We start from the raw sequence: 19719 nt of genomic DNA on the forward strand, positions 1-19719 counted from the left end.
ACCTGAAAAACATACCTTACAAAAACAGGATAACACCATGAATAACAATATTTTTAAATTAAGAAATTCGGTCTCGATGCTGACGGTTTTCATACTGTTTGCTGTGATATTTCTGATATCACCCATGGCATTGGCAGCAACACATTACTTTACGATTACCGCCAAAACCTTACCTAATGGTCAATTGGGCTATGCTTTGGGTGGGACTGAAGGCGGCAGCAATGCAGAAGCTGTCATTCCTGGCCCGGCTTTATTTGTAAAACAGGGTGATGTGGTAAATGTAACGCTCTTCAACGAAACCGCATCTGAAGTGGGGTTTAAGGTGCCGGGTCTGAAAAACAAAAATACTACCAGAACACGCCCGGGACAGGTCCAGAAATATACTGTTTTGGCTAACAAAGCAGGGACCTATGCCTATCACGGTGATGGAAGAGAATTGCTGGGTTTGTTTGGCGCATTTATTGTTGATAAACCTAATGGTCCGGTAGATAGCTATATTAATGCGGATGGCAGCGTTGTTCCCGTTACTCAAGCCGACGTGGATAAACAATTTGTTTTATTTATGGTCGGTTCTACTTTCTGGGGCACCGAAATAGCTAAAGATGGCACGCAAAAACCGTTGTGGGCCAATCCCAATCCGGCAGCGGTCGAAAACGATATTGTCCGTTTTCATGTCTTATCAGTAGGGCCAGGGCATACCTTTCATTTACACGCGCATCGCTGGCTGAAGACAGGAACAAATGAAATTATTGATACTAAATTGCTGAAAGAAGGTGCAGATAGTCATGCATTCACTATCAAAGCAGGAACGGGTGTCGGCGTTGGGGATTGGCAATATCATTGTCACTTGTTTGCGCATATGGAGGCAGGCATGCACGGCAGCTTCCGGGTTGATCCTGCTGGTGGGAATGGTGCCAGTGTTGTAGGTGCGTCACCCTACGGCAGAATTTTACTGGGTCCAAAGGACGAGCCAGGCTTGGTAACTTTTGAAGTTACCGATGAACCTGCCAGCTGGTTTAGAAGCGCGCGTGGTGATGCTATTGCCGCCCTTACTGATGCGAATGGAATTAGCTTAGACATTAAAACCAAATCCCTGGAAGTAATCTCTCCGGGCAGTAGTGTTAACTTTGTCATGTCAGATACCAATGCCGTGCATACCATCAGTTCCTTGTTATGGCCTACGGGCGCGCATCATATGCCTTTTGGCCAAACCGATGCCTACCGTGGTGGGGCAATTGTCAAATTGGATACACCTGGGCTTTATGTATTTACTTGCAAAGTCCATCCTTATATGTTCGGTGCAGTTATTGTCGACGATCCTGCCACGGAGGGGCTTGATTTAGGGAATCCGGAAACTAACTATACCGTTGATCTGGTTGCAGGTATTAAAGAGTTGCCAACGAGCAGTGATCTTGCTGTTCGTTTATTGAATACGTTTTTTATCACCACTTCGCCAGATAATTGGCAGGATTATTCTTCCGGTATTTGGAACGTAAGATTTCCCACGTTGCCAGTGAGGATTTCTGGAGCGCCATTTGGCAATGTTGCGGATGACGGAAATGGATACAAATTATCCTTATCTGCTCTTAATGTCATCAATGCAGCACTTCCTGCAGGTAAGGTTCCATTAACACCAGGCGTGGGAGAAGTGTGGGTTAACACTCAGTTCGAGAAAACCGCTGGCAAGTACAAACCGGGCACTACTACCGTGGTTGATGCGAGCAATTGGACAGTTAAACGTAAAGTCGCACTACCACAGATCAACAACAATAATCCACATAACATGTGGGTCAACAGAGATCAATCCGTCATTTATCAAACACAGTGGTTTGATAATAAGATTACGATGATTAATCGTGAAAATGGTAAATTAATCAAGAACATTCGAGTAGGATATGCACCCTCTCATGTAATGACATTGCCATCAACGGATGATTTGACCATCGTTATCAATGGTGAAAATGGCATTTCGATGATGCCAGCTGGAACAACAAGTGTTACTAAAATGCTGCCAACTCAGGCGCATGGACATATTTCTGCTCATCCACATGGTCACTGGGTAAGTGCAGATGGCTCCAGGATCGTTACGCCTAATATTAATACTGATGATGTTGGTATTTATGGAGCTACTGGTGGCATACAAGCCAGAACAGCAACAGGGCAAAACATCCCGGGTGCGCATCCGGTTGCCATTGGCATGATGCCGGATTCCAGCAAAATTTACGCCACTAACCTGTTGCATCATTCTTTAAGTGTGCTTGACGGTAATACAGGTGCGTTAACAAAAACCATTAATCTCATTGCTGACTATGATCCTATTAATGGAGCTTTTTCAGACAAGGACGGAAATGGAGAAATTGCAGTTGGTGTGCTTCCCATTCAAGTACCCGTTTCACCGGATGGGAAAGCAGTCGTCATTGCTGCGATGGGTGGGCAGATTGTTATTGTTGATACAGCTACAGATAGTATCGTCAAGATGCTGCCTTGTGACCCAGGTTGTCACGGCGCAAATTTCGGCGCAAAACAAGGCGGAGGGTATTATGCCTATGTCACAAACAAATTCTCTAACCGGCTGATTGTAGTAGACCCAGATCCAAATGGTGATGGCAACTTAAATGATGCAAAGATCGCTGGTTATGTTTCTCTGGTTGAGAGTGCGGAGAGCGCCAAAGATGATACTGTCAGTGGCTTACCGGGATTTGGTGGGCAAGGGGTTCTGGCCGTTCCGAATGTTTATAATGGCTGGGTGCAGAATCTCCCTGCCCATTGGAAGGAAGGTTTGACGACTGCACAGCAGAATCCAATTGATTAATAATTAATTTGATAGAATAGAAAGGCTATTTTCTTGAGACGGCTACTCGCTAAGGCGAGTAGCCGTTTTCATTTTATAAGTTAATATCTTTTATCGGAGATAAAGATAGCTCTGCGAGTCATTATGCATCAATATTGTTAACCTCAAGGAGGAGTAGATATAAGCTGGATAATAAGTATTAATTGATTAATTTGTGTAGTTTCTGATCTGTATAATATTTATTGCTTTAATTTCTTATGAGTATTTAGTTCGAACTACGCAACAGGAATACGTTATGCTATTTCTAACGATTTGTTAGATTGCTTTGAATTAATTAATAAAGATTGTTGGGTCTTCTAGCCTGACGTCCATTTTGCCAAAGTTAAGGATAATTTCAGAAAATGCATTCAAACATTCACCCCGTCATTCTTTCCGGTGGAAGTGGCACCCGGTTATGGCCGCTTTCTCGCGCTAATTACCCAAAACAGCTATTGCCACTGGTTAGTAAAGAAACCATGCTGCAAGCAACGCTGATGCGGGCAGCGGCTTTATTGAATGCCCAAGCCCCCATTCTTGTGTGCAATTCTGAATATCGATTTTTGACCCAAGAGCAATGTGAAGCGATCAGCATTCAACCTGAAGCAATTTACCTTGAATCGGTTGGCCGCAACACGGCGCCAGCGATTGCGCTTGCCGCATTTCATCTTGCCCAGGTCGACGAAGATGCCATTATGCTCGTACTGCCAGCCGATCATGTTCTCGAAGATCAGGCTGCTTTTGCACAAGCTGTGGAAACAGCCATAATTGCTGCTCATGAAGGCTATCTCGTCACTTTTGGAATCATGCCTGATGTACCAGAAACTGGTTATGGCTATATTAAAATAGGTGAAGCTCTTGCATTTGCCTCAGCCACTTCGCTCACTGCATATCAAGTACAATCCTTTTCCGAAAAGCCCAGTCTGGAAACTGCTACAGCCTATCTGCAGAAGGGTGGTTATACGTGGAATAGCGGGATGTTTGTTTTTACGGCTAAGCGTTATCTGCAGGAACTGCAACGACACCGGCCAGACATTTTTACTACTGTCGAGAAAGCCTGGCAAAAGAGAACCATGGATCTGGGTTTTGTCCGTCCTGATAAGGATGATTTTATGGCTTGCCCATCAGAATCTATCGATTATGCCATTATGCAGGTAACTGATTGTGCGGCTGTTGTACCCGTACAGTTGGGTTGGAATGATGTGGGATCGTGGAATTCTCTTTGGCAGATTGCTCCTAAAGATGAGAATGGCAACTTTACGAGTGGAGATACGCTGGTGATGGATACTCAACGAAGTTACATTCGTGCAGAAGATCGCCTGGTTTCCGTGATTGGTCTGGATGACGTTATTGTGGTAGAAACGGCCGATGCCGTGCTGGTGATGCACAAGAGTAAAACCCAGCAACTTAAGGCTGCAATACAGCATTTTGAGTCCAATCGCCGCAAGGAGCATCTCGATCATTTGCGCATTCATCGTCCCTGGGGCTGGTACGAGGGTATTGATAGAGGAGAGCGATTTCAGGTCAAGCGCATCATGGTGAAACCGGGGGGGAAGCTGTCATTGCAAATGCACCATCATAGAGCGGAACATTGGGTGGTAGTCAGTGGTACTGCTAAAGTGACAGTGGAAAATAAAGAAACTTTGTTCGCAGAAAATCAATCTACTTATATTCCACTGGGCAAACCTCATCGTCTGGAAAATCCTGGAAAAATTCCTCTGCATTTAATAGAAGTGCAATCGGGAGCCTATCTTGGAGAAGACGATATTGTGAGATTCGAAGATTCTTATGGGCGCACCATTTAGCGAATCAGGACGCGCCTATTCATCCTCATCAACTACCTCAAAGCCTGCATCAATAATGGTCTCTTTGAGTAAATGAGTACTGATATCAGTCGGGTCATACTGAACGATTGCTTGAGCGGCGTCGAGAGAAACTTCGGCTCGGCTTACTCCTTTCAAATTATTGAGGACGGTTTTAATGCTGTTAACGCAGCCCATGCAGGTCATGCCTTTAATCTTGATAGTGGTTGTTTGCATTGTAGTTCCTTTATGAAAAGTTTTAATGATTGGCTTGCCAGCGCTTCAATAGTAATGAATTGCTGACGACTGATACGGAACTCATGGCCATGGCGGCTCCGGCAATCACCGGATTGAGCATGCCGATGGCAGCTAATGGAATACCTAGCGCATTATAAATAAAAGCAAAGAACAGGTTTTGGCGGATTTTCTTGAGTGTAGTACGCGACAGAGAGATCGCGTCAGCGACGCTCATCAAGTCGTTGCGTATCAAGGTGATATCGGCCGCTTCAATCGCGACATCCGAACCGGCACCAATGGCGAAACTCACATCCGCAGCTGCCAGAGCCGGCGCGTCGTTGATACCATCGCCGACCATGGCGGTAAATTTACCGCTTGCTTTCAGCTTCATCACTTCAGCGGCTTTATCTTGCGGTAAGACTTCAGCGCGATATTGCGTAATGCCTGTGTGTTTGGCGACGGCAGAGGCTGTTACGGCATTGTCACCGGTCAGCATAACTACTTCGATGCCCATCGCTTGTAAACGTTCAACGGCTTTGAAGGAGGTATCACGCACGCGGTCTGCGATGCCCAGATAACCGAGCACTTTGGGAGTATTATCTGAAGTAGATGCAATCCCGATGACGGTTTTGCCTTCTGCCTGTAAGGCGGTGATCTGTTTTTCATCAATCATGGTGCCTTGCTCGGCTAGAAATTTGGGTGAACCCAGCAGGTATTGTGTGTCATCCATGCGAGCTGTAACGCCACTACCGGTGACGGCAGAGAAACCCTGAATGGATTGGAGGGGCAGTTGCATTTTCTGCGCACTGCCCAGAATTGCTCGGGCTAGCGGATGTTCGGATCCTTGTTCCAGCGAAGCCGCCACTTGCAGTAACTCCTGCGTACTGATGGATGCAATGGGAACAATGTCGGTAACTTCCGGTTTACCCTCAGTCAGTGTGCCAGTTTTATCGACAATGATGGTTTGAATTTTCTCGGCATGTTCCAGCGCGGCTGCATTTTTGACCAGCACGCCAGCCTGCGCGCCGCGTCCGGTGCCAACCATGATCGCGGTAGGTGTTGCCAGTCCCAAGGCGCACGGGCAGGCAATGACTAAAACGGCGACGGCATTGATGAGCGCAGCAACAAAGTCATCTGTAAGCCACCAGCTAATTCCCAGGGTCAGAATGCTGATCACCACGACAACCGGGACAAATATCCCTGATATCGTATCTGCCATGCGTTGAATGGGTGCCTTGGAGCCTTGCGCTTCTTCGACCAGACGAATAATGGCAGCCAGTTGGGTATGTTCGCCGACACTGGTTGCGCGACACTTGAGCAGGCCTTGCTGATTCTGGGTGGCAGCGAAGACTTTTGATTCCACCTGTTTAGTAACAGGTAAGCTTTCGCCAGTCAGCATGGATTCATTAACGCTGGAGATTCCTTCAATGACGATGCCATCGACCGGCAGATTTTCACCCGACCGGACAATAAAAATATCATTGACTTGCAGACTGCTGACCGGTACTTCGAGGATTTCTCCGTTGCGCTCAATACGGGCCGTTTTAGGCTGTAATCTGATCAGGGCTTCGATAGCTTCAGAAGTTTTTCCTTTGGCGCGGGCTTCCATCAATTTACCCAGCAGAACCAGCGTAATGATAGCTGCACTGGCCTCAAAATAGACATGCTGATCCAGCCTGAATGCTGTGACCACGGCACTGAAAAAATAAGCCATGCTGGTGCCTAACGCGATGAGGACATCCATATTGGCACCACCGCCACGCAGAGAATGCCAAGCTCCAATATAGAAGCGCTGCCCTATCCAGAATTGCACGGGAGTTGCCAGTAGCCATTGCAGCCACCGGGGCAACATGTCCGCATGATCGCCGGAAAACATGGCGCCCATCTGCAACACCAACGGTAGAGTGAGAATTGCTGAAATCCAGAATAAACGTAATTCTGCTTGATATGCTGCCATCCGGCGTGCTTTTTCTTCAGCATGGCTAAATTCGCTGATTTCGTTCGCGCCATAACCCGCATTGATCACAGCATTAATTAAGTCATCCACCGTCACGAGACCCGGCATGAAACTAACTTTGGCTGTTTCGGTTGCGACATTCACAGTGGCTGAGACACCGGGCAATTTATTCAGCGCTTTTTCGATATGCCCAGCACAGGCTGTGCAGGTCATTTTGTGCAATTGCAATTGCACAGACCGTGGTGCAATATGAAAACCGGCTTTTTTTATAACACCGATCAGCATGTCAGTTTTGACTTGGCTTTCGTCATAATTTACATGGGCTTTCTCATTAGCGAAATTGACGGCCGCCTGAACACCGGGAAGCTTGTTCAGATTCTTTTCGATACGCGCCGCGCAGGCAGCGCAAGTCATACCTTCAATGGGTAATTCGATTTGTTTGAGGGCTGGAGCGTTCAATGGGTAATTCCTAATTAGTGAAGGATCTGTAAGAAGTTGTACCTTAATTGACAGGTTAAACGCCGGGTTATAGTTTTTTACTGACGATCAAGTACTAAGACGCCGTCAATTAGCTGAATTCTATCGCCTTGCTGAAGATTGGATGCATCAGGAAGTGCGATGATTGCTTGACTGCCGTCACTCATGGTGATGCCGACATGATACTGATGATCCGCATGAACCATATTTCCTCCTTGAATAATAGGAATTCTCCCTGTTGTGTTGGGATGAGTTATCACGTGCGGGCGTGGCGTTAGATGAATAACTTCCCGCGCGACCGTTCCGGCAACGACACCACCTGCGATAGCATTTAAGCCGGGGGCTTGTCCAATTTTATTGACGAAGTCGATAATGCCGCAGTTGACGCACCCTGATATAGTCGGTTGCCTGCGTATGAGGCCAGCATCTGTGCTTCTTATACTAATACTGTTACGGGGATTGCCAATGGCGGTGCCGACACGATGAATTATTCTTGGCGGCCTGTTCAGATCAGGGGGGCTTTCCGGTAAAGGTTGGCTTGGCTGGTTTTGCAGCCTTGAAGGCTGTGAATAGCTTTGGTTTATATCTGATGATTGGGCAAATAGCGTATTAACAGCAAGTAGGCTAAAAATAATCGCAATTAAGATAGCTGGTTTCGCTGCATTACCAGCAGGGCGGCTATTTGACATCGTTGATCTCCCGACAAGATTGATATCAATATCATGAATCGTTTTGTTAGATTGGGAAGGATTGAGTTGGTTTCATTATAACGATTTTTGGAATACTTATGGATTACGGCGAAAATGATCAATCTGCCTGCTTCGGTGTATCTTTCTTTCCTGAAGAACCTTGCTCGGATTGCGCTGGCAGATTGAGCCGGGTTTCGTTATGGTGGTTTTTAACCATAAAAGTAGCAGCAATAATGCCTAATTCGTAAAGAAGGCATAGAGGCACTGCCAGCATGAATTGTGAGATGACATCAGGTGGTGTAAAAATGGCTGCGATGACAAATGCGCCGACGATCACGTAGGGGCGAATTTCTTTTAGCTTTTCAACCGTAATTACCCCTGTTCTGACCAAAATGATAACAAGCACGGGTACCTCAAAAGTCACACCAAAAGCGATAAACATCGATAAGACAAAGCTTAGGTATTTACCGATATCAGTCATCACGGCAACACCTTCCGGTGCAAAATAAGTAATAAACTCGAATACCAACGGTAGCGCGGCAAAATAGGCGAATGCCATGCCAAAAAAGAACAAAAAACTGCTGCCGATGACTAAAGGCAGAGCCAGGCGTTTCTCATGGGAATATAGACCGGGTGCAATGAATGCCCAGATTTGGTACAACGTGTGCGGTAATGTAATGACAAAAGCTACCATCATGGCGACTTTCATCGGTACAAAAAAAGGTGTAGCGACATCGGTGGCAATCATCTGGCCACCTTGTGGTAATTTCTCCAGCAGTGGTTGCGCCAACAGCGTATAGAGTTCGCGGGCGTAAAAAGCGCACGGAATAAAGCCGAGCATGAGTCCACTTAACGCGCATATGATCCTGGCGCGCAGTTCTACGAGGTGTGACAGGAATGAGCCTTCAAGCATGGCAATCACAAGAAGGATGATTACGTTGAACGCGGCACATCAATCGATATCCTATAAAAGTTATTAGATTGCTATTTCTTTTCTTTATCGAGGGTGCCGTGTGGAGTTTCGTAGCTGCCTGAAACGGGTGACTGTGATACTGAAAAATTCGTTGATGGATTCTCTTGCGCTTTGACATCAGCAACGTTTTTCAACTGATCAATGTCTTGCTGCACTGAATGCTCAATCGACTGAACTGTTTCGTGCACAGAAGATTGCATTTTTCTCAGTTCTTCCATGCGCATTTCGTTATGTATGTCAGTTCTGATGTTATAAACAAAGCTGCGGCAGCGACCGTATAAATGCCCCAGCGTACGTGCTACAGTGGGCAACCGTTCAGGTCCGATCACAATTAATGCAACTACCGAAATGACCAGCAATTCCATAAAACTGATATCAAACATGCTGTTTCATTAACTCAACTGTATCAATAAGTCGTATTGATTGTATTGCATAAACTGCCAAACACCTAAGTTTTAGCTTGCGTTTTTTCCTTGATTTCAACATCAGCTGGCTGATTATTCACATGCGTTGTCTGGAACGCATTGCTTCCAGTTGAGTTTTTATTTATTGGTGTGGATGGGGCAGAGGGATTCGTATTCGTAGAAGCATGATGCTCTTCTTTGATGCTTTCCTTGAAGGTATTCACCGAAGTTTCTCCCTTTGACTCAATCTCTATGATTGGCTCCTTCATAGGCGTTGATTGGGATATGGTATTTTCGGTTTCTGATTCTCTCATACCTTCCTTAAAACCTTTTATGGCATTTCCCAGATCTGTGCCCAGATTACGTAATTTTTTGGTACCAAATACCAGGACGACAATGACTAATACGATTATCCAATGCCAAATACTGAATGTACCCATTATTACTTCCTCCTGTTAAATGGAACAGCGCCTGCCTAGCCTTGATGATGAATCATGCCAGGTAGGCGCTCCCTTCCACCGATAATGTGGAAGTGCAGATGAAATACTTCTTGTCCACCTACACGCCCCGTATTGATAATTGTGCGAAAACCATCTTCGCAACCTTGCTCTTTTGCTAGCCTGGGCGCTAATAATAGCATTTTACCCAATAAATTCTGATGACTATCTTGAGTTCCAGCGAGTGAATCAATATGTAGCTTGGGGATCAGTAAGAAATGAACCGGTGCGGCAGGATGGATGTCGTTAAAAGCGAGAATATCTTCATCTTCATGGATTTTATTGCAGGGAATTTCTTTTTTTACAATTTTGCAGAATATGCAGTTATTCATATGTCATCCTGTTGTTCGAGATGCTTTTTCTTCTATTCCAGACATACCTTCCCGTCTTGCCAGTTCTTTCAATACATCCTCAGGAGTAAGTTCATGGTAGGCCAGTAGTACCAGACAATGAAACCATAGATCTGCGGTTTCATGGATCACTTGATCAGCATTGCCATCTTTAGATGCCATCAGCGTTTCGGCAGATTCTTCTGCAATCTTCTTGAGTATCTTGTCTTGTCCACCATGAAATAGCTTGGCAACATATGAGCTATTTGCATCAGCCAGCTTACGTGCTTTAATGGTTTCTGCCAAACGGAGAAGAATAGTTAAGTCGGTCATTTACTATAAATTTTTTCTGGATCCTTGATTATTGGCGCTGCAATTATCCATTCATCAGCTTCTAATTTCTGAAAAAAACAGTTATGTCTACCAGTGTGACAAGCAATACCGCCGATTTGTTCTACGATGAGGAGTAATACATCTTCATCACAGTCAAGATATATCGCTTTTATTTTTTGGATATGACCAGATTCTTCGCCTTTGTGCCATAGCCTTTTACGAGAACGTGACCAGTAAATGGCCTCACGTTTTTCCACGGTGAGCCTGAGTGCTTCTCGATTCATCCATGCAAACATGAGAACCTTACCACTCTCAGCTTCCTGAGCAATCACCGGCACCAGGCCGTCTTCCGACCAATTAATTTTGTTAAGCCAAGTATCAGGCATAAATGAATGCTTTTTAAATAGGTTATTAACTATTTTAGCATTATAACCGTACTTCTATACCATGTTGTGCCATATACTGTTTCGCTTGTTGTACGGTATATTCACCGTAATGGAAGATACTGGCTGCTAATACGGCATCAGCATGTCCTTGCAGAATACCATCAACCAGGTGATCGAGATTACCAACACCACCACTGGCAATGACAGGTATGCCAATCGCATCTGAAACAGCACGTGTTAAGGCAATATCAAAACCATTACGTGTGCCATCTCTATCCATACTGGTGAGTAAAATCTCACCGGCTCCGAGAGATTGCATTTTTTTTGCCCATTCAATGGCATCAATGCCTGTCGCTTTACGTCCACCATGGGTAAAAACCTCCCAACGCGGTAATAAACTGTCGGGCGAAGTAACTTGTTTAGCGTCAATCGCCACAACAATGCACTGAGAGCCGTAATGATTGGATGCGTCGGCTACCAGCTGAGGATTCAAGACAGCTGACGTGTTAATGCTGACTTTATCAGCGCCGGCATTGAGTAACCGGCGAACATCTTCGACCTGACGCACACCGCCTCCAACCGTTAAAGGAATAAATACTTGCGCAGCCACATTTTCGATGATATGCAGAATCAGATCGCGATTGTCAGAACTGGCTGTGATGTCGAGAAAAGCGAGTTCATCCGCGCCTTGCTCATCATAACGGCGAGAAATTTCTACCGGATCACCTGCATCCCGTAGCTCAACAAAATTAACACCTTTGACAACACGTCCATTGGTTACGTCCAGACATGGGATAATACGCTTAGCGAGGCTCATCAGATTTAAAAGCCGATTGTGAGAATAGAGGAAGATTTAATGAATTGGGATTTTCGGTTATAGCACTTGGGTTAAGAGATACCGCTCTCTTTGCTGAGTTTGTCAGCTAATATCTGGGCTTCCTTGAAATTCAGTGAACCTTCATAGATAGCGCGTCCGGTAATAGCGCCTATGATACCTTCAGATTCAATGGTACACAGCTTATGAACATCATCAATATTGGTGATACCGCCACTGGCAATGACCGGAATGGATAACTCTTTGGCGAGCTCCACGGTGGCTGCGATATTGATACCACTGAGCATGCCATCTCTACCAATATCTGTATAAATAACTGCTTCCACACCATAGCCTTCAAATTTCCTAGCCAGATCAATCACATCATGTCCGGTTACTTTAGACCAACCATCGACAGCGACTTTACCGTCTTTCGCATCCAGTCCAACCATAATCTGACCTGGGAAAGCATTGCAGGCATCCTGCAGGAAGCCGGGTATTTTGATAGCAGCAGTACCAATAATAATATAGGTAATACCATCATCCAGATAACGCTCGATGGTGTCGAGATCGCGAATGCCACCACCAAGTTGAATAGGAATCTGGTCATCGATGGTCCGTACAATTTCCAGTATCGCCGTTTCATTTTTAGGTTTGCCGGCAAATGCACCATTTAAATCGACAATATGAAGTCTGCGTGCGCCTTGACTTAACCAATGTGCTGCCATCTCACCAGGTTCTTTGGAAAATACTGTCGCATCTTCCATGATTCCTTGTTTGAGTCGAACACAATGCCCATCTTTGAGATCGATTGCAGGAATAATCAGCATGGCTTAATCAGAGTTAGTAATTGATTAATAAGAATTAGTGTACTACTTTTTGATTATGAAATGTGGTGTCCATTTGGCAAAATTACTTAGCAGGGTTAACCCTGCTAATTGGCTTTTTTCTGGGTGAAACTGTACAGCGAAAATATTATCTTTTGCAACAGCACAAGTAAATGCGAAAGGATAATTGCTATGCGCAGCGATGGATGCAGAATCGGTTGTTTCCACATAATAGCTATGTACGAAATAAAATCGCGCATCTTCTGCGATACCTTCCCATAAGGGATGTCTAATGGTTTGGTAAACCTGGTTCCAGCCCATATGGGGTACCTTGAGTTTTTGTCCATCCGCTGTTGTCATCGCTGCAGCAGGAAAATGCACAACTTTGCCGGGCAGGATGTTTAAACCTTTGACATGCCCTTCTTCACTTTCTCCAAATAGCATCTGCAAGCCGAGGCAAATCCCAAGAAATGGTTTGCGAGCCGCTGCCTCCATCACAGCTTCACGCAGACCACGAGTTTCAAGCTCATGCATGCAATTAGGCATGGCACCTTGTCCTGGCACGACTACTCGCTTTGCTTTATGCACAACGTCTGGGTCATTGGTAACCGCGATCGAAGCAGCCGATGCGACATGTTCAAGTGCTTTATGCACGGAACGTAAATTTCCCATTCCATAATCAACAATTGCAATATCCGTCATACGATAATGTCTATGAAATGAGGTTACCTATAAAGTGCCTTTGGTGGATGGAATAATGCCGGCTGCTCCAGGATCATGCTCAATAGCCATGCGCAATGCGCGTCCAAATGCCTTAAACACTGTTTCAGCCTGGTGATGTGCATTTTTTCCCGATAGATTATCAATGTGCAAGGTTACAAGGGCGTGATTGATAAATCCCTGGAAAAATTCGTGAATCAGATCGACATCAAAATCACCGATACGTGCTCGTACAAATTCAACATTAAATACTAAGCCAGGACGCCCGGATAAGTCTATGACGACGCGTGATAACGCTTCATCAAGGGGGACATAGGCATGTCCGTAGCGGCGCAACCCTTTTTTATCGCCCACTGCCTTGGTAAAAGCTTGGCCAAGCGTGATACCAATATCTTCAACGGTATGGTGTGCATCGATATGCAAATCACCCTTGGCGGTAATTTCCAAATCGATCATGCCATGACGGGCAATTTGATCAAGCATGTGATCCAGAAAAGGTACGCCCGTATTGAGAACAGATTTGCCTATCCCGTCCAAATTCAGATTAATGCTGATTTGAGTTTCCAGTGTGTTTCTTGTTACCTGTGCCTGGCGCATAGAATGAAATTTCTGATTAGTGCTGGGATTTTGAGTGAATTTTAAACAGTTTCACTGAGTATGTTGTGCAATGCCGCGCAAAATTGCGAATTTTCATCAGGTGTGCCTACTGTGACACGCAGACAATTTTCTAATAATGGGTGTGTGCCATCAAGATTTTTGATTAATATTTTGCGTTGTTTGAGTGCTTGAAAGATCTGATTGGCCGCATGAATACGAAATAAAATAAAATTAGCATCCGAAGGAAATACTTCTATATTGGTTATTGTATTAAGATATGCCAACATTTTTCTACGTTCTGATTTAATTGCTTCTGCTTGTTCCAGTAACACATCCGTATGATGCAATACCTTCTCTGCAATTAATTGTGTCATTATGCCAACATTATAAGGTAAACGCACCTTTTCCAGTTGCACTAACCATTTGGGTCGGCCTACTAATAAGCCCAGCCTTAAACCCGCTAATCCTAATTTGGATAAGGTACGCATTAATAATAGATTAGGGTATTCAGCTAATTTATTCATTAAACTGGCGTCAGCAAAAGCGTGGTAGGCTTCATCGATAATGACAATGCCAGAGGTTGCCTGAATGATACTTAAAATAGTATCAGCATCGAATAAATTTCCTGTGGGATTGTTAGGGTAGGCCAAGAAAATCGCGGCCGGTTTGTGTTTTGCAATGGCGGCCAGCATGGCTTCGAGATCAAGCGAGAAATCCTTATTTAAAGGCACTCCAACGTACTGAATATTCGCAAAAGTAGCAATCATCCGGAACATGACGAAAGCAGGCTCCACACTCAGCAATACTGCATCCGGTCTGGCTACCGCCATGGCAATGATTTGGATAATTTCATCCGATCCATTGCCGAGCAAGATGTCCATATCTTCAGAAATAGCCAAAGCCTGACGTAATGTTGCTTTAAGCGAAGTGGCGCTGGCATCAGGATAACGGTTGACCGGCGCATTTGCCGCTAATTGAGCGATCTCATTGCGCAATACGGGCGGCAATGGATAAGGGTTTTCCATCGCATCCAACTTAATCATGCCTGCTGCAGGCGACACATGATAAGCTGAGAGCGTCAGAATTTCCGGACGAATAATTTGCTCTGGATTATAAAAATTTGGCATACGTACACATTCTAACTCAACAAGGATTTAAAGTTGATATCGACAGTATAATTTTATTAAAAAAATTATAATAAACGACTCATATCTCCATTCTTGAACCCGATCAGTAGTTCTGAGAAATTCTTTCCAAACGCAATTACTTTAAATAATTCACCCATTTCAGCCGGGCTGACCAGTTTTTGCAATTGATTGGCTTGCGGTAAGTAACTATGAATGTCTTCAACAGATGTTTGTGCCAGAATTTCAGTAATGCCACAATTAATTAGAAAATAAGCTTGCGTGGTGTAACCCAATAGTACTAATTCGGTATTTTCTGCTGCCGCGGTAATTGCGCTAAAGTCCATGTGACTGGTGATATCTTGTAAGCCGGGCAGGAAAAACGGATCATCATGCGCGTGATGACGATAATGACACATCAGCGTACCCTGACTGCGCTGAGGATGGTAATATTCATCGCGGCCAAAACCATAATCAATTAGCAGAATAACCCCTTGCTGCAAGATGTTTGCCAGACTGCGCATGAAGTAAGTAGCGGCGAGATTGATTTCGCTCACATAGGAGTAGGTCACATCATCATTTGGGTTGATCAGAGAGGCCAATTGACTGGCGGCATGATACAGTTCGATATTTTGAATAGGGCGATCTTGCCAGGCAAATTGATCATTTTTCCATATGACACCGCGCTCAAACAACACATTGTTATGCCATGCTACGATATGAACTGGCATGGCATCCAGCACCTCATTAGCAAGAATAGTGCCATTAAATTGAGTAGGTAATTGCGCTAACCATTCGACCATGTGCGTGAGATGAGGCGCTTTGTCGGCAAATAATATTTGCTGCCGCTGGCGCAGCTCAGCACTGATTTCAAGAATGAAATATTTTCTCGGTAAAGCATTTGATTTTTCTAGTTCAAGCAGTAAATCCAGCGCCAGCTTGCCGGATCCGGCACCAAACTCAAGAATATCAGCCTGATTAATTTGCCGGGAAATCTGTATCACTTGTTGTGCTAGCGTACGGCTAAATAATGAGGAAATTTCCGGGGCCGTGACAAAATCACCTGCGCTGCCTAATTTTGTTGCTCCACTGCTGTAATAACCCATTCCTGGTGCATACAGCGCTAGATTCATGAATTGTTCGAATGGAATCCAGCCACCTGCGGCATGGATTTTATCCCGAATCATGGTTTGTACAGAATGGCTGTGTGTCAATGCAGCTTCACTAGCGGGCGGCAAGGTTGCAGGTAAAGACATAAGCAAGAATGTTTCTTTGTGGTAAATTGCAAAGTTATCAATAAATCGAGCGATAAGCTATAGTTTAACAGTACTTTGACGGGGGTGTATGTGCAAGGGAAAGTGATATTGATTACCGGGGGAGCAAAGCGGGTAGGCGCTGCCATTTGTCGCAAATTGCACGCGCAAGGCGCACGATTAGTAGTGCATTATCGCTCCTCAATGAACGAAGCAAGCGCTTTGCAACATGAGCTTAATCAAAAACGCCCTGATTCAGTAGCCATGGTGCAAGCAGATTTATTAGACACAGAATTATTGCCTGACTTGATTGAAAAAGCAGCAAAACGTTTTGGGCGATTGGATGCCTTGATTAATAATGCTTCCAGCTTTTTCCCAACACCGCTCAATCAATGTACGCTAGAAGGGTGGGATGACCTGGTCGGCAGTAATCTTAAGGCGCCGCTTTTTTTATCGCAAGCGGCGGCACCTTATCTCAAACAGCAGCATGGTTGTGTAGTTAATATTGTGGATATTCATACTGAACGGCCACTAAAAAATTACGTAATTTATAATGCCGCCAAAGGCGGGCTGTTAGCGCTGACCAGATCGTTAGCAGTGGAAATGGCTCCCGAAGTGCGTGTGAATGGTGTTTCGCCGGGGCCTATTCTATGGCCGGAAGAAGGTAAATGGACCGACGAAGCAGTACGCCGGCATACGATTTCAGGTACATTGCTCAAACGTTGCGGTGAGCCCGACGATATCGCCAAAACCGTACAGTTTCTGGTTGCCGATGCGCCTTATATCACTGGACAGATTATTGCGGTCGATGGCGGACGCAGTATTCATTTGTAGGACGGATTGATTAGACTTCGTGATGAAACAAGACGAACAGCAATTTCTCAACGATCTCGATAAAAAACTTTGGGTCGCGGCCGGTAAGCTGCGCTCCACATCTGAAAAATGTAGATGATTTTGGTATTCAATATTTTGTATTGGGTTATTTAAGGCATTTTTTATTAATATTCTAAAGATAGGCTGTTTCTTAATACATGATATTATTATTATGATAGCTGCGAAATCATTACAGCCATAGTAAATGTATTATTTAAAGTTAAGCTATTTTGGCAGCGCAATATAAAGCTAGGGATGGTTGGTAGCTATCTTATCCCTTCAAAAAACTTCAGATTCAGGAAATTCAACCTTAAGGTAATTCAACCCTTAAAGCTAGATTTAAAATTTAGATTTGTTTCTGTAAGTAATATTCCTACATTAAAATAAGAAAATTACCTAATTTTGTTTAGGTTCTACTTCCATTTAGTCATGGTTGAAAATTTGCACGTACGATTCTCGCACTTCTAATTTAAAATTTTTTAAGGGAGCATTGAATGGAATCAGATCAAATTCTTGATGAGATTAGAGATATTAACTTAAGTTATCTGCTACTTGCCAAGCAAATGTTAAGAGAAGATAGGGTATCGGCAATGTATCGATTAGGAATTAATCAGGATATTGCGGAAATCATGGAAAAATTAACCTCTGCGCAACTTATCAAGATGGCTGCTTCTAATATGTTACTTTGTCGCTTTCGCTTTGATGATCGCTTAATTGCCGAGATGTTATCCAATGATGCTCGCGATCAAGCCGTAGCAAAATCACACGCGGCCATTTTGATGGCAGGAAAACCAGCAGAAGCTGTAGTGTAAGTTTGCATATAAGAATATATCATGCGCAATCGAAGCATTTTAACTGAAGCCAGACAAATTCAGCTTGCAACCGAATTGATCATATTGGGTGCTCGATTACAAGTCTTGGAGATGAATACTAATCTTAGTCGCGAGCGGCTTGTTAAGCTCTATAAGGAAATCAGAGGAGTATCTCCTCCTAAAGGAATGCTGCCTTATTCAGAAGATTGGTTCATGAGCTGGCAACCAAACATGCATTCGTCATTATTTATTAATATATACAATTATATTATCGCGAATACCGGAATTAACGGCATAGATGCACTGATCAAGAGTTATCGGCTGTATATCGAACATATCAGCGTGCATCAGCTGGAAAAAGTGTTAAGTTTGACTCGGGCTTGGACTTTAGTACGTTTCGTTGAGAGCGGTGTATTATGCATAACACCATGCATCAACTGTCATGGAAAGTTTATTGTACACTCTTTAGAGATTCATTCTAATCATGTATGTGGTTTATGCAATATCCCTTCGCGAGCTGGGAGAACCAAAAAAGAAGTCATTGTAAACTTTCATTAAAATAAAAAACTAAATACTTATTTTAATAAATTTTTGATGCGATTTAACGCTTGCTGCAAATTTTCTAATGAAGTGGCGAATGATAAGCGCATATAACCTTCACATCCGAAAGCAGAGCCTGGAACGACAGCTACACCAGCGCCTTCCAGCAAATATTCACTGAATGCGATATCGCTTTGTCCGTTAATCAACTTTCTTTCATATAGATCATTTATGGACTGGCGGACATCCGCAAACGCATAAAATGCGCCATCGGAGGGTAGGCAGCGTATGCCGTTGATCTGATTCAGCTGCTCAGTCACGAAGGCGTTACGTTCCCTAAATGCGAACACCATGGGATGAATGCAGGACTGATCACCATTTAATGCTGCTTCGGCAGCTGCCTGAGAAATAGAGCTAGGATTTGATGTGCTCTGTGATTGGATATTTTCCATGGCGGTTATGATGTGGGATGGCCCACCGCAATAACCTATGCGCCATCCCGTCATTGAATAAGCTTTAGATACGCCATTTAAAACGACAGTTTGCTGAAATAAATCCGGACAGGCATTAGCAATATTAGTAAAAACCTGATTTGATAATAAAATATGCTCATACATGTCATCGGTAGCAATCAGAATCTGCGGATATTTACGTAAAATTTCTCCTAATGCCTTCAGTTCATCAATGGTATAAACTGCTCCCGATGGATTGCTAGGGCTGTTGATGACAAACATTCGAGTTTTAGGTGTAATGGCTGCTTCCAGTTGCTCTGCAGAAATTTTGAAATTTTGTTCGATTCCCGTATTGATAAAAACGGGCTTGCCTTCAGCGATCAAAACAATGTCGGGATAAGAAACCCAGTAAGGGGCTGGAATAATGACCTCGTCACCAGGATTGATGACCGATAACGCCAGGTTAAAAAAACTCTGCTTACCGCCACAGGAAACCAAAATTTGCTTGGCTTCAAAATCAAAATTATTTTCGCGTTTAAATTTAGCTACAATGGCGTTTTTTAAACCGGGTGTTCCGCCAACCGGCGTATATTTGGTCAAGCCTTTGTTGATAGCGGCTATTGCTGCATCCTTAATATGCTGTGGTGTGTCAAAATCAGGTTCACCTGCACCTAGCCCAATGATATCTTTACCTTCAGCTTTTAATTGAGCTGCTCTAGCAGTAACAGCAAGAGTAGGGGATGGCTTGATAGTTTGAACGCGGTTAGAGAGTTCCACAAAAATCCTCGCACTAAAA

20 protein-coding genes and 1 pseudogene are annotated in these 19719 nt (G+C 44.2%); 5 read left to right on the top strand and 16 right to left on the bottom strand.

What is annotated here, in order from left to right:
- Positions 1 to 37 precede the first annotated feature (37 nt).
- Entirely contained in the window at positions 38 to 2812 is a 2775-nt protein-coding gene (locus tag BM021_RS02970; protein ID WP_090718719.1) for a multicopper oxidase domain-containing protein, read from the top strand.
- A gap of 380 nt (positions 2813 to 3192) precedes the next feature.
- Positions 3193 to 4632 carry a mannose-1-phosphate guanylyltransferase/mannose-6-phosphate isomerase gene (locus BM021_RS02975; RefSeq protein WP_090718722.1) on the top strand — a complete coding sequence of 480 codons (1440 nt, stop codon included), beginning with the start codon at positions 3193 to 3195 and terminating at the stop codon, positions 4630 to 4632.
- Positions 4633 to 4647: 15 nt separating this feature from the next.
- Here the strand turns inward: BM021_RS02975 and BM021_RS02980 are convergent, their stop codons facing one another.
- The 15 genes and pseudogenes from BM021_RS02980 to BM021_RS03050 all read right to left on the bottom strand — a co-directional run bounded on the left by BM021_RS02980 (position 4648) and on the right by BM021_RS03050 (position 16249).
- On the bottom strand, positions 4648 to 4866 hold the full coding sequence (locus tag BM021_RS02980) for a heavy-metal-associated domain-containing protein (protein ID WP_090718724.1): 219 nt from the start codon (positions 4864 to 4866) through the stop codon (positions 4648 to 4650).
- A gap of 22 nt (positions 4867 to 4888) precedes the next feature.
- Positions 4889 to 7282: a heavy metal translocating P-type ATPase gene (locus BM021_RS02985; protein ID WP_090718727.1), complete on the bottom strand. Its 2394-nt coding sequence runs from the start codon at positions 7280 to 7282 to the stop codon at positions 4889 to 4891.
- 77 nt (positions 7283 to 7359) lie between these two features.
- A complete protein-coding gene (locus tag BM021_RS02990) occupies positions 7360 to 7989 on the bottom strand; it encodes a hypothetical protein (RefSeq protein WP_090718729.1) in 630 nt (209 codons plus the stop codon).
- 118 nt (positions 7990 to 8107) lie between these two features.
- Complete coding sequence (gene tatC, locus BM021_RS02995) at positions 8108 to 8902, bottom strand: twin-arginine translocase subunit TatC (RefSeq protein ID WP_090718844.1); 795 nt, start codon at positions 8900 to 8902, stop codon at positions 8108 to 8110.
- Between the two features lie 71 nt (positions 8903 to 8973).
- Positions 8974 to 9345 carry a Sec-independent protein translocase protein TatB gene (gene tatB / locus BM021_RS03000; protein WP_090718731.1) on the bottom strand — a complete coding sequence of 124 codons (372 nt, stop codon included), beginning with the start codon at positions 9343 to 9345 and terminating at the stop codon, positions 8974 to 8976.
- Between the two features lie 248 nt (positions 9346 to 9593).
- Positions 9594 to 9806, bottom strand: a pseudogene (tatA, locus tag BM021_RS15945) (Sec-independent protein translocase subunit TatA); the annotation flags it as partial.
- A gap of 35 nt (positions 9807 to 9841) precedes the next feature.
- Positions 9842 to 10195 carry a histidine triad nucleotide-binding protein gene (locus BM021_RS03010; RefSeq protein ID WP_090718735.1) on the bottom strand — a complete coding sequence of 118 codons (354 nt, stop codon included), beginning with the start codon at positions 10193 to 10195 and terminating at the stop codon, positions 9842 to 9844.
- A 3-nt stretch (positions 10196 to 10198) separates the two neighbouring features.
- A complete protein-coding gene (locus BM021_RS03015; RefSeq protein WP_090718737.1) occupies positions 10199 to 10525 on the bottom strand; it encodes a phosphoribosyl-ATP diphosphatase in 327 nt (108 codons plus the stop codon).
- The gene (hisI, locus tag BM021_RS03020) at positions 10522 to 10911 is read right to left on the bottom strand and encodes a phosphoribosyl-AMP cyclohydrolase (RefSeq protein WP_090718739.1); all 390 of its coding nucleotides are present in this window, start codon (positions 10909 to 10911) and stop codon (positions 10522 to 10524) included. Before hisI ends, BM021_RS03015 begins: the two co-directional genes overlap by 4 nt.
- Positions 10912 to 10951: 40 nt before the next feature.
- Positions 10952 to 11728: an imidazole glycerol phosphate synthase subunit HisF gene (gene hisF, locus BM021_RS03025; RefSeq protein WP_090718741.1), complete on the bottom strand. Its 777-nt coding sequence runs from the start codon at positions 11726 to 11728 to the stop codon at positions 10952 to 10954.
- 71 nt (positions 11729 to 11799) lie between these two features.
- Positions 11800 to 12555, bottom strand: a complete 756-nt coding sequence (gene hisA / locus BM021_RS03030; RefSeq protein WP_090718743.1) for a 1-(5-phosphoribosyl)-5-[(5-phosphoribosylamino)methylideneamino]imidazole-4-carboxamide isomerase — start codon at positions 12553 to 12555, stop codon at positions 11800 to 11802.
- A 42-nt stretch (positions 12556 to 12597) separates the two neighbouring features.
- Entirely contained in the window at positions 12598 to 13254 is a 657-nt protein-coding gene (hisH, locus tag BM021_RS03035; RefSeq protein ID WP_090718745.1) for an imidazole glycerol phosphate synthase subunit HisH, read from the bottom strand.
- 27 nt (positions 13255 to 13281) lie between these two features.
- Positions 13282 to 13869, bottom strand: coding sequence for an imidazoleglycerol-phosphate dehydratase HisB (gene hisB, locus BM021_RS03040; RefSeq protein WP_090718747.1), 588 nt, complete (start codon positions 13867 to 13869; stop codon positions 13282 to 13284).
- A gap of 41 nt (positions 13870 to 13910) precedes the next feature.
- Positions 13911 to 14996 (bottom strand): histidinol-phosphate transaminase, encoded by a 1086-nt coding sequence (gene hisC, locus BM021_RS03045; protein WP_090718749.1) that lies wholly within the window; start codon positions 14994 to 14996, stop codon positions 13911 to 13913.
- A gap of 65 nt (positions 14997 to 15061) precedes the next feature.
- Entirely contained in the window at positions 15062 to 16249 is a 1188-nt protein-coding gene (locus tag BM021_RS03050) for a class I SAM-dependent methyltransferase (RefSeq protein WP_090718750.1), read from the bottom strand.
- Between the two features lie 90 nt (positions 16250 to 16339).
- Here BM021_RS03050 and BM021_RS03055 point away from each other — a divergent pair, with 90 nt between their 5' ends.
- The 3 genes from BM021_RS03055 (at position 16340) to flhC (ending at position 18489) form a co-directional block, all read left to right on the top strand.
- Positions 16340 to 17080: a pteridine reductase gene (locus BM021_RS03055; RefSeq protein ID WP_090718753.1), complete on the top strand. Its 741-nt coding sequence runs from the start codon at positions 16340 to 16342 to the stop codon at positions 17078 to 17080.
- Positions 17081 to 17613: 533 nt separating this feature from the next.
- The gene (gene flhD, locus BM021_RS03060) at positions 17614 to 17931 is read left to right on the top strand and encodes a flagellar transcriptional regulator FlhD (protein WP_090718755.1); all 318 of its coding nucleotides are present in this window, start codon (positions 17614 to 17616) and stop codon (positions 17929 to 17931) included.
- A 21-nt stretch (positions 17932 to 17952) separates the two neighbouring features.
- Complete coding sequence (gene flhC / locus BM021_RS03065; RefSeq protein ID WP_090718757.1) at positions 17953 to 18489, top strand: flagellar transcriptional regulator FlhC; 537 nt, start codon at positions 17953 to 17955, stop codon at positions 18487 to 18489.
- 17 nt (positions 18490 to 18506) lie between these two features.
- Here the strand turns inward: flhC and BM021_RS03070 are convergent, their stop codons facing one another.
- A complete protein-coding gene (locus BM021_RS03070; protein WP_090718760.1) occupies positions 18507 to 19700 on the bottom strand; it encodes a pyridoxal phosphate-dependent aminotransferase in 1194 nt (397 codons plus the stop codon).
- Between the last annotated feature and the right edge of the window lie 19 nt (positions 19701 to 19719).

The organism is Nitrosomonas sp. Nm166 (assembly GCF_900112825.1).
Classification (GTDB): domain Bacteria; phylum Pseudomonadota; class Gammaproteobacteria; order Burkholderiales; family Nitrosomonadaceae; genus Nitrosomonas.

What these genes read in the sequence shown, in the direction of transcription:
- BM021_RS02970 (WP_090718719.1), top strand. Translation starts at nt 38, where the DNA reads ATGAATAACAATATTTTTAAATTAAGAAATTCGGTCTCGATGCTGACG.
- BM021_RS02975 (WP_090718722.1), top strand. Translation starts at nt 3,193, where the DNA reads ATGCATTCAAACATTCACCCCGTCATTCTTTCCGGTGGAAGTGGCACC.
- BM021_RS02980 (WP_090718724.1), bottom strand. Translation starts at nt 4,866, where the DNA reads ATGCAAACAACCACTATCAAGATTAAAGGCATGACCTGCATGGGCTGC.
- BM021_RS02990 (WP_090718729.1), bottom strand. Translation starts at nt 7,989, where the DNA reads ATGTCAAATAGCCGCCCTGCTGGTAATGCAGCGAAACCAGCTATCTTA.
- tatC (WP_090718844.1), bottom strand. Translation starts at nt 8,902, where the DNA reads ATGCTTGAAGGCTCATTCCTGTCACACCTCGTAGAACTGCGCGCCAGG.
- tatB (WP_090718731.1), bottom strand. Translation starts at nt 9,345, where the DNA reads ATGTTTGATATCAGTTTTATGGAATTGCTGGTCATTTCGGTAGTTGCA.
- BM021_RS03010 (WP_090718735.1), bottom strand. Translation starts at nt 10,195, where the DNA reads ATGAATAACTGCATATTCTGCAAAATTGTAAAAAAAGAAATTCCCTGC.
- BM021_RS03015 (WP_090718737.1), bottom strand. Translation starts at nt 10,525, where the DNA reads ATGACCGACTTAACTATTCTTCTCCGTTTGGCAGAAACCATTAAAGCA.
- hisI (WP_090718739.1), bottom strand. Translation starts at nt 10,911, where the DNA reads ATGCCTGATACTTGGCTTAACAAAATTAATTGGTCGGAAGACGGCCTG.
- hisF (WP_090718741.1), bottom strand. Translation starts at nt 11,728, where the DNA reads ATGAGCCTCGCTAAGCGTATTATCCCATGTCTGGACGTAACCAATGGA.
- hisA (WP_090718743.1), bottom strand. Translation starts at nt 12,555, where the DNA reads ATGCTGATTATTCCTGCAATCGATCTCAAAGATGGGCATTGTGTTCGA.
- hisH (WP_090718745.1), bottom strand. Translation starts at nt 13,254, where the DNA reads ATGACGGATATTGCAATTGTTGATTATGGAATGGGAAATTTACGTTCC.
- hisB (WP_090718747.1), bottom strand. Translation starts at nt 13,869, where the DNA reads ATGCGCCAGGCACAGGTAACAAGAAACACACTGGAAACTCAAATCAGC.
- hisC (WP_090718749.1), bottom strand. Translation starts at nt 14,996, where the DNA reads ATGCCAAATTTTTATAATCCAGAGCAAATTATTCGTCCGGAAATTCTG.
- BM021_RS03050 (WP_090718750.1), bottom strand. Translation starts at nt 16,249, where the DNA reads ATGTCTTTACCTGCAACCTTGCCGCCCGCTAGTGAAGCTGCATTGACA.
- flhD (WP_090718755.1), top strand. Translation starts at nt 17,614, where the DNA reads ATGGAATCAGATCAAATTCTTGATGAGATTAGAGATATTAACTTAAGT.
- flhC (WP_090718757.1), top strand. Translation starts at nt 17,953, where the DNA reads ATGCGCAATCGAAGCATTTTAACTGAAGCCAGACAAATTCAGCTTGCA.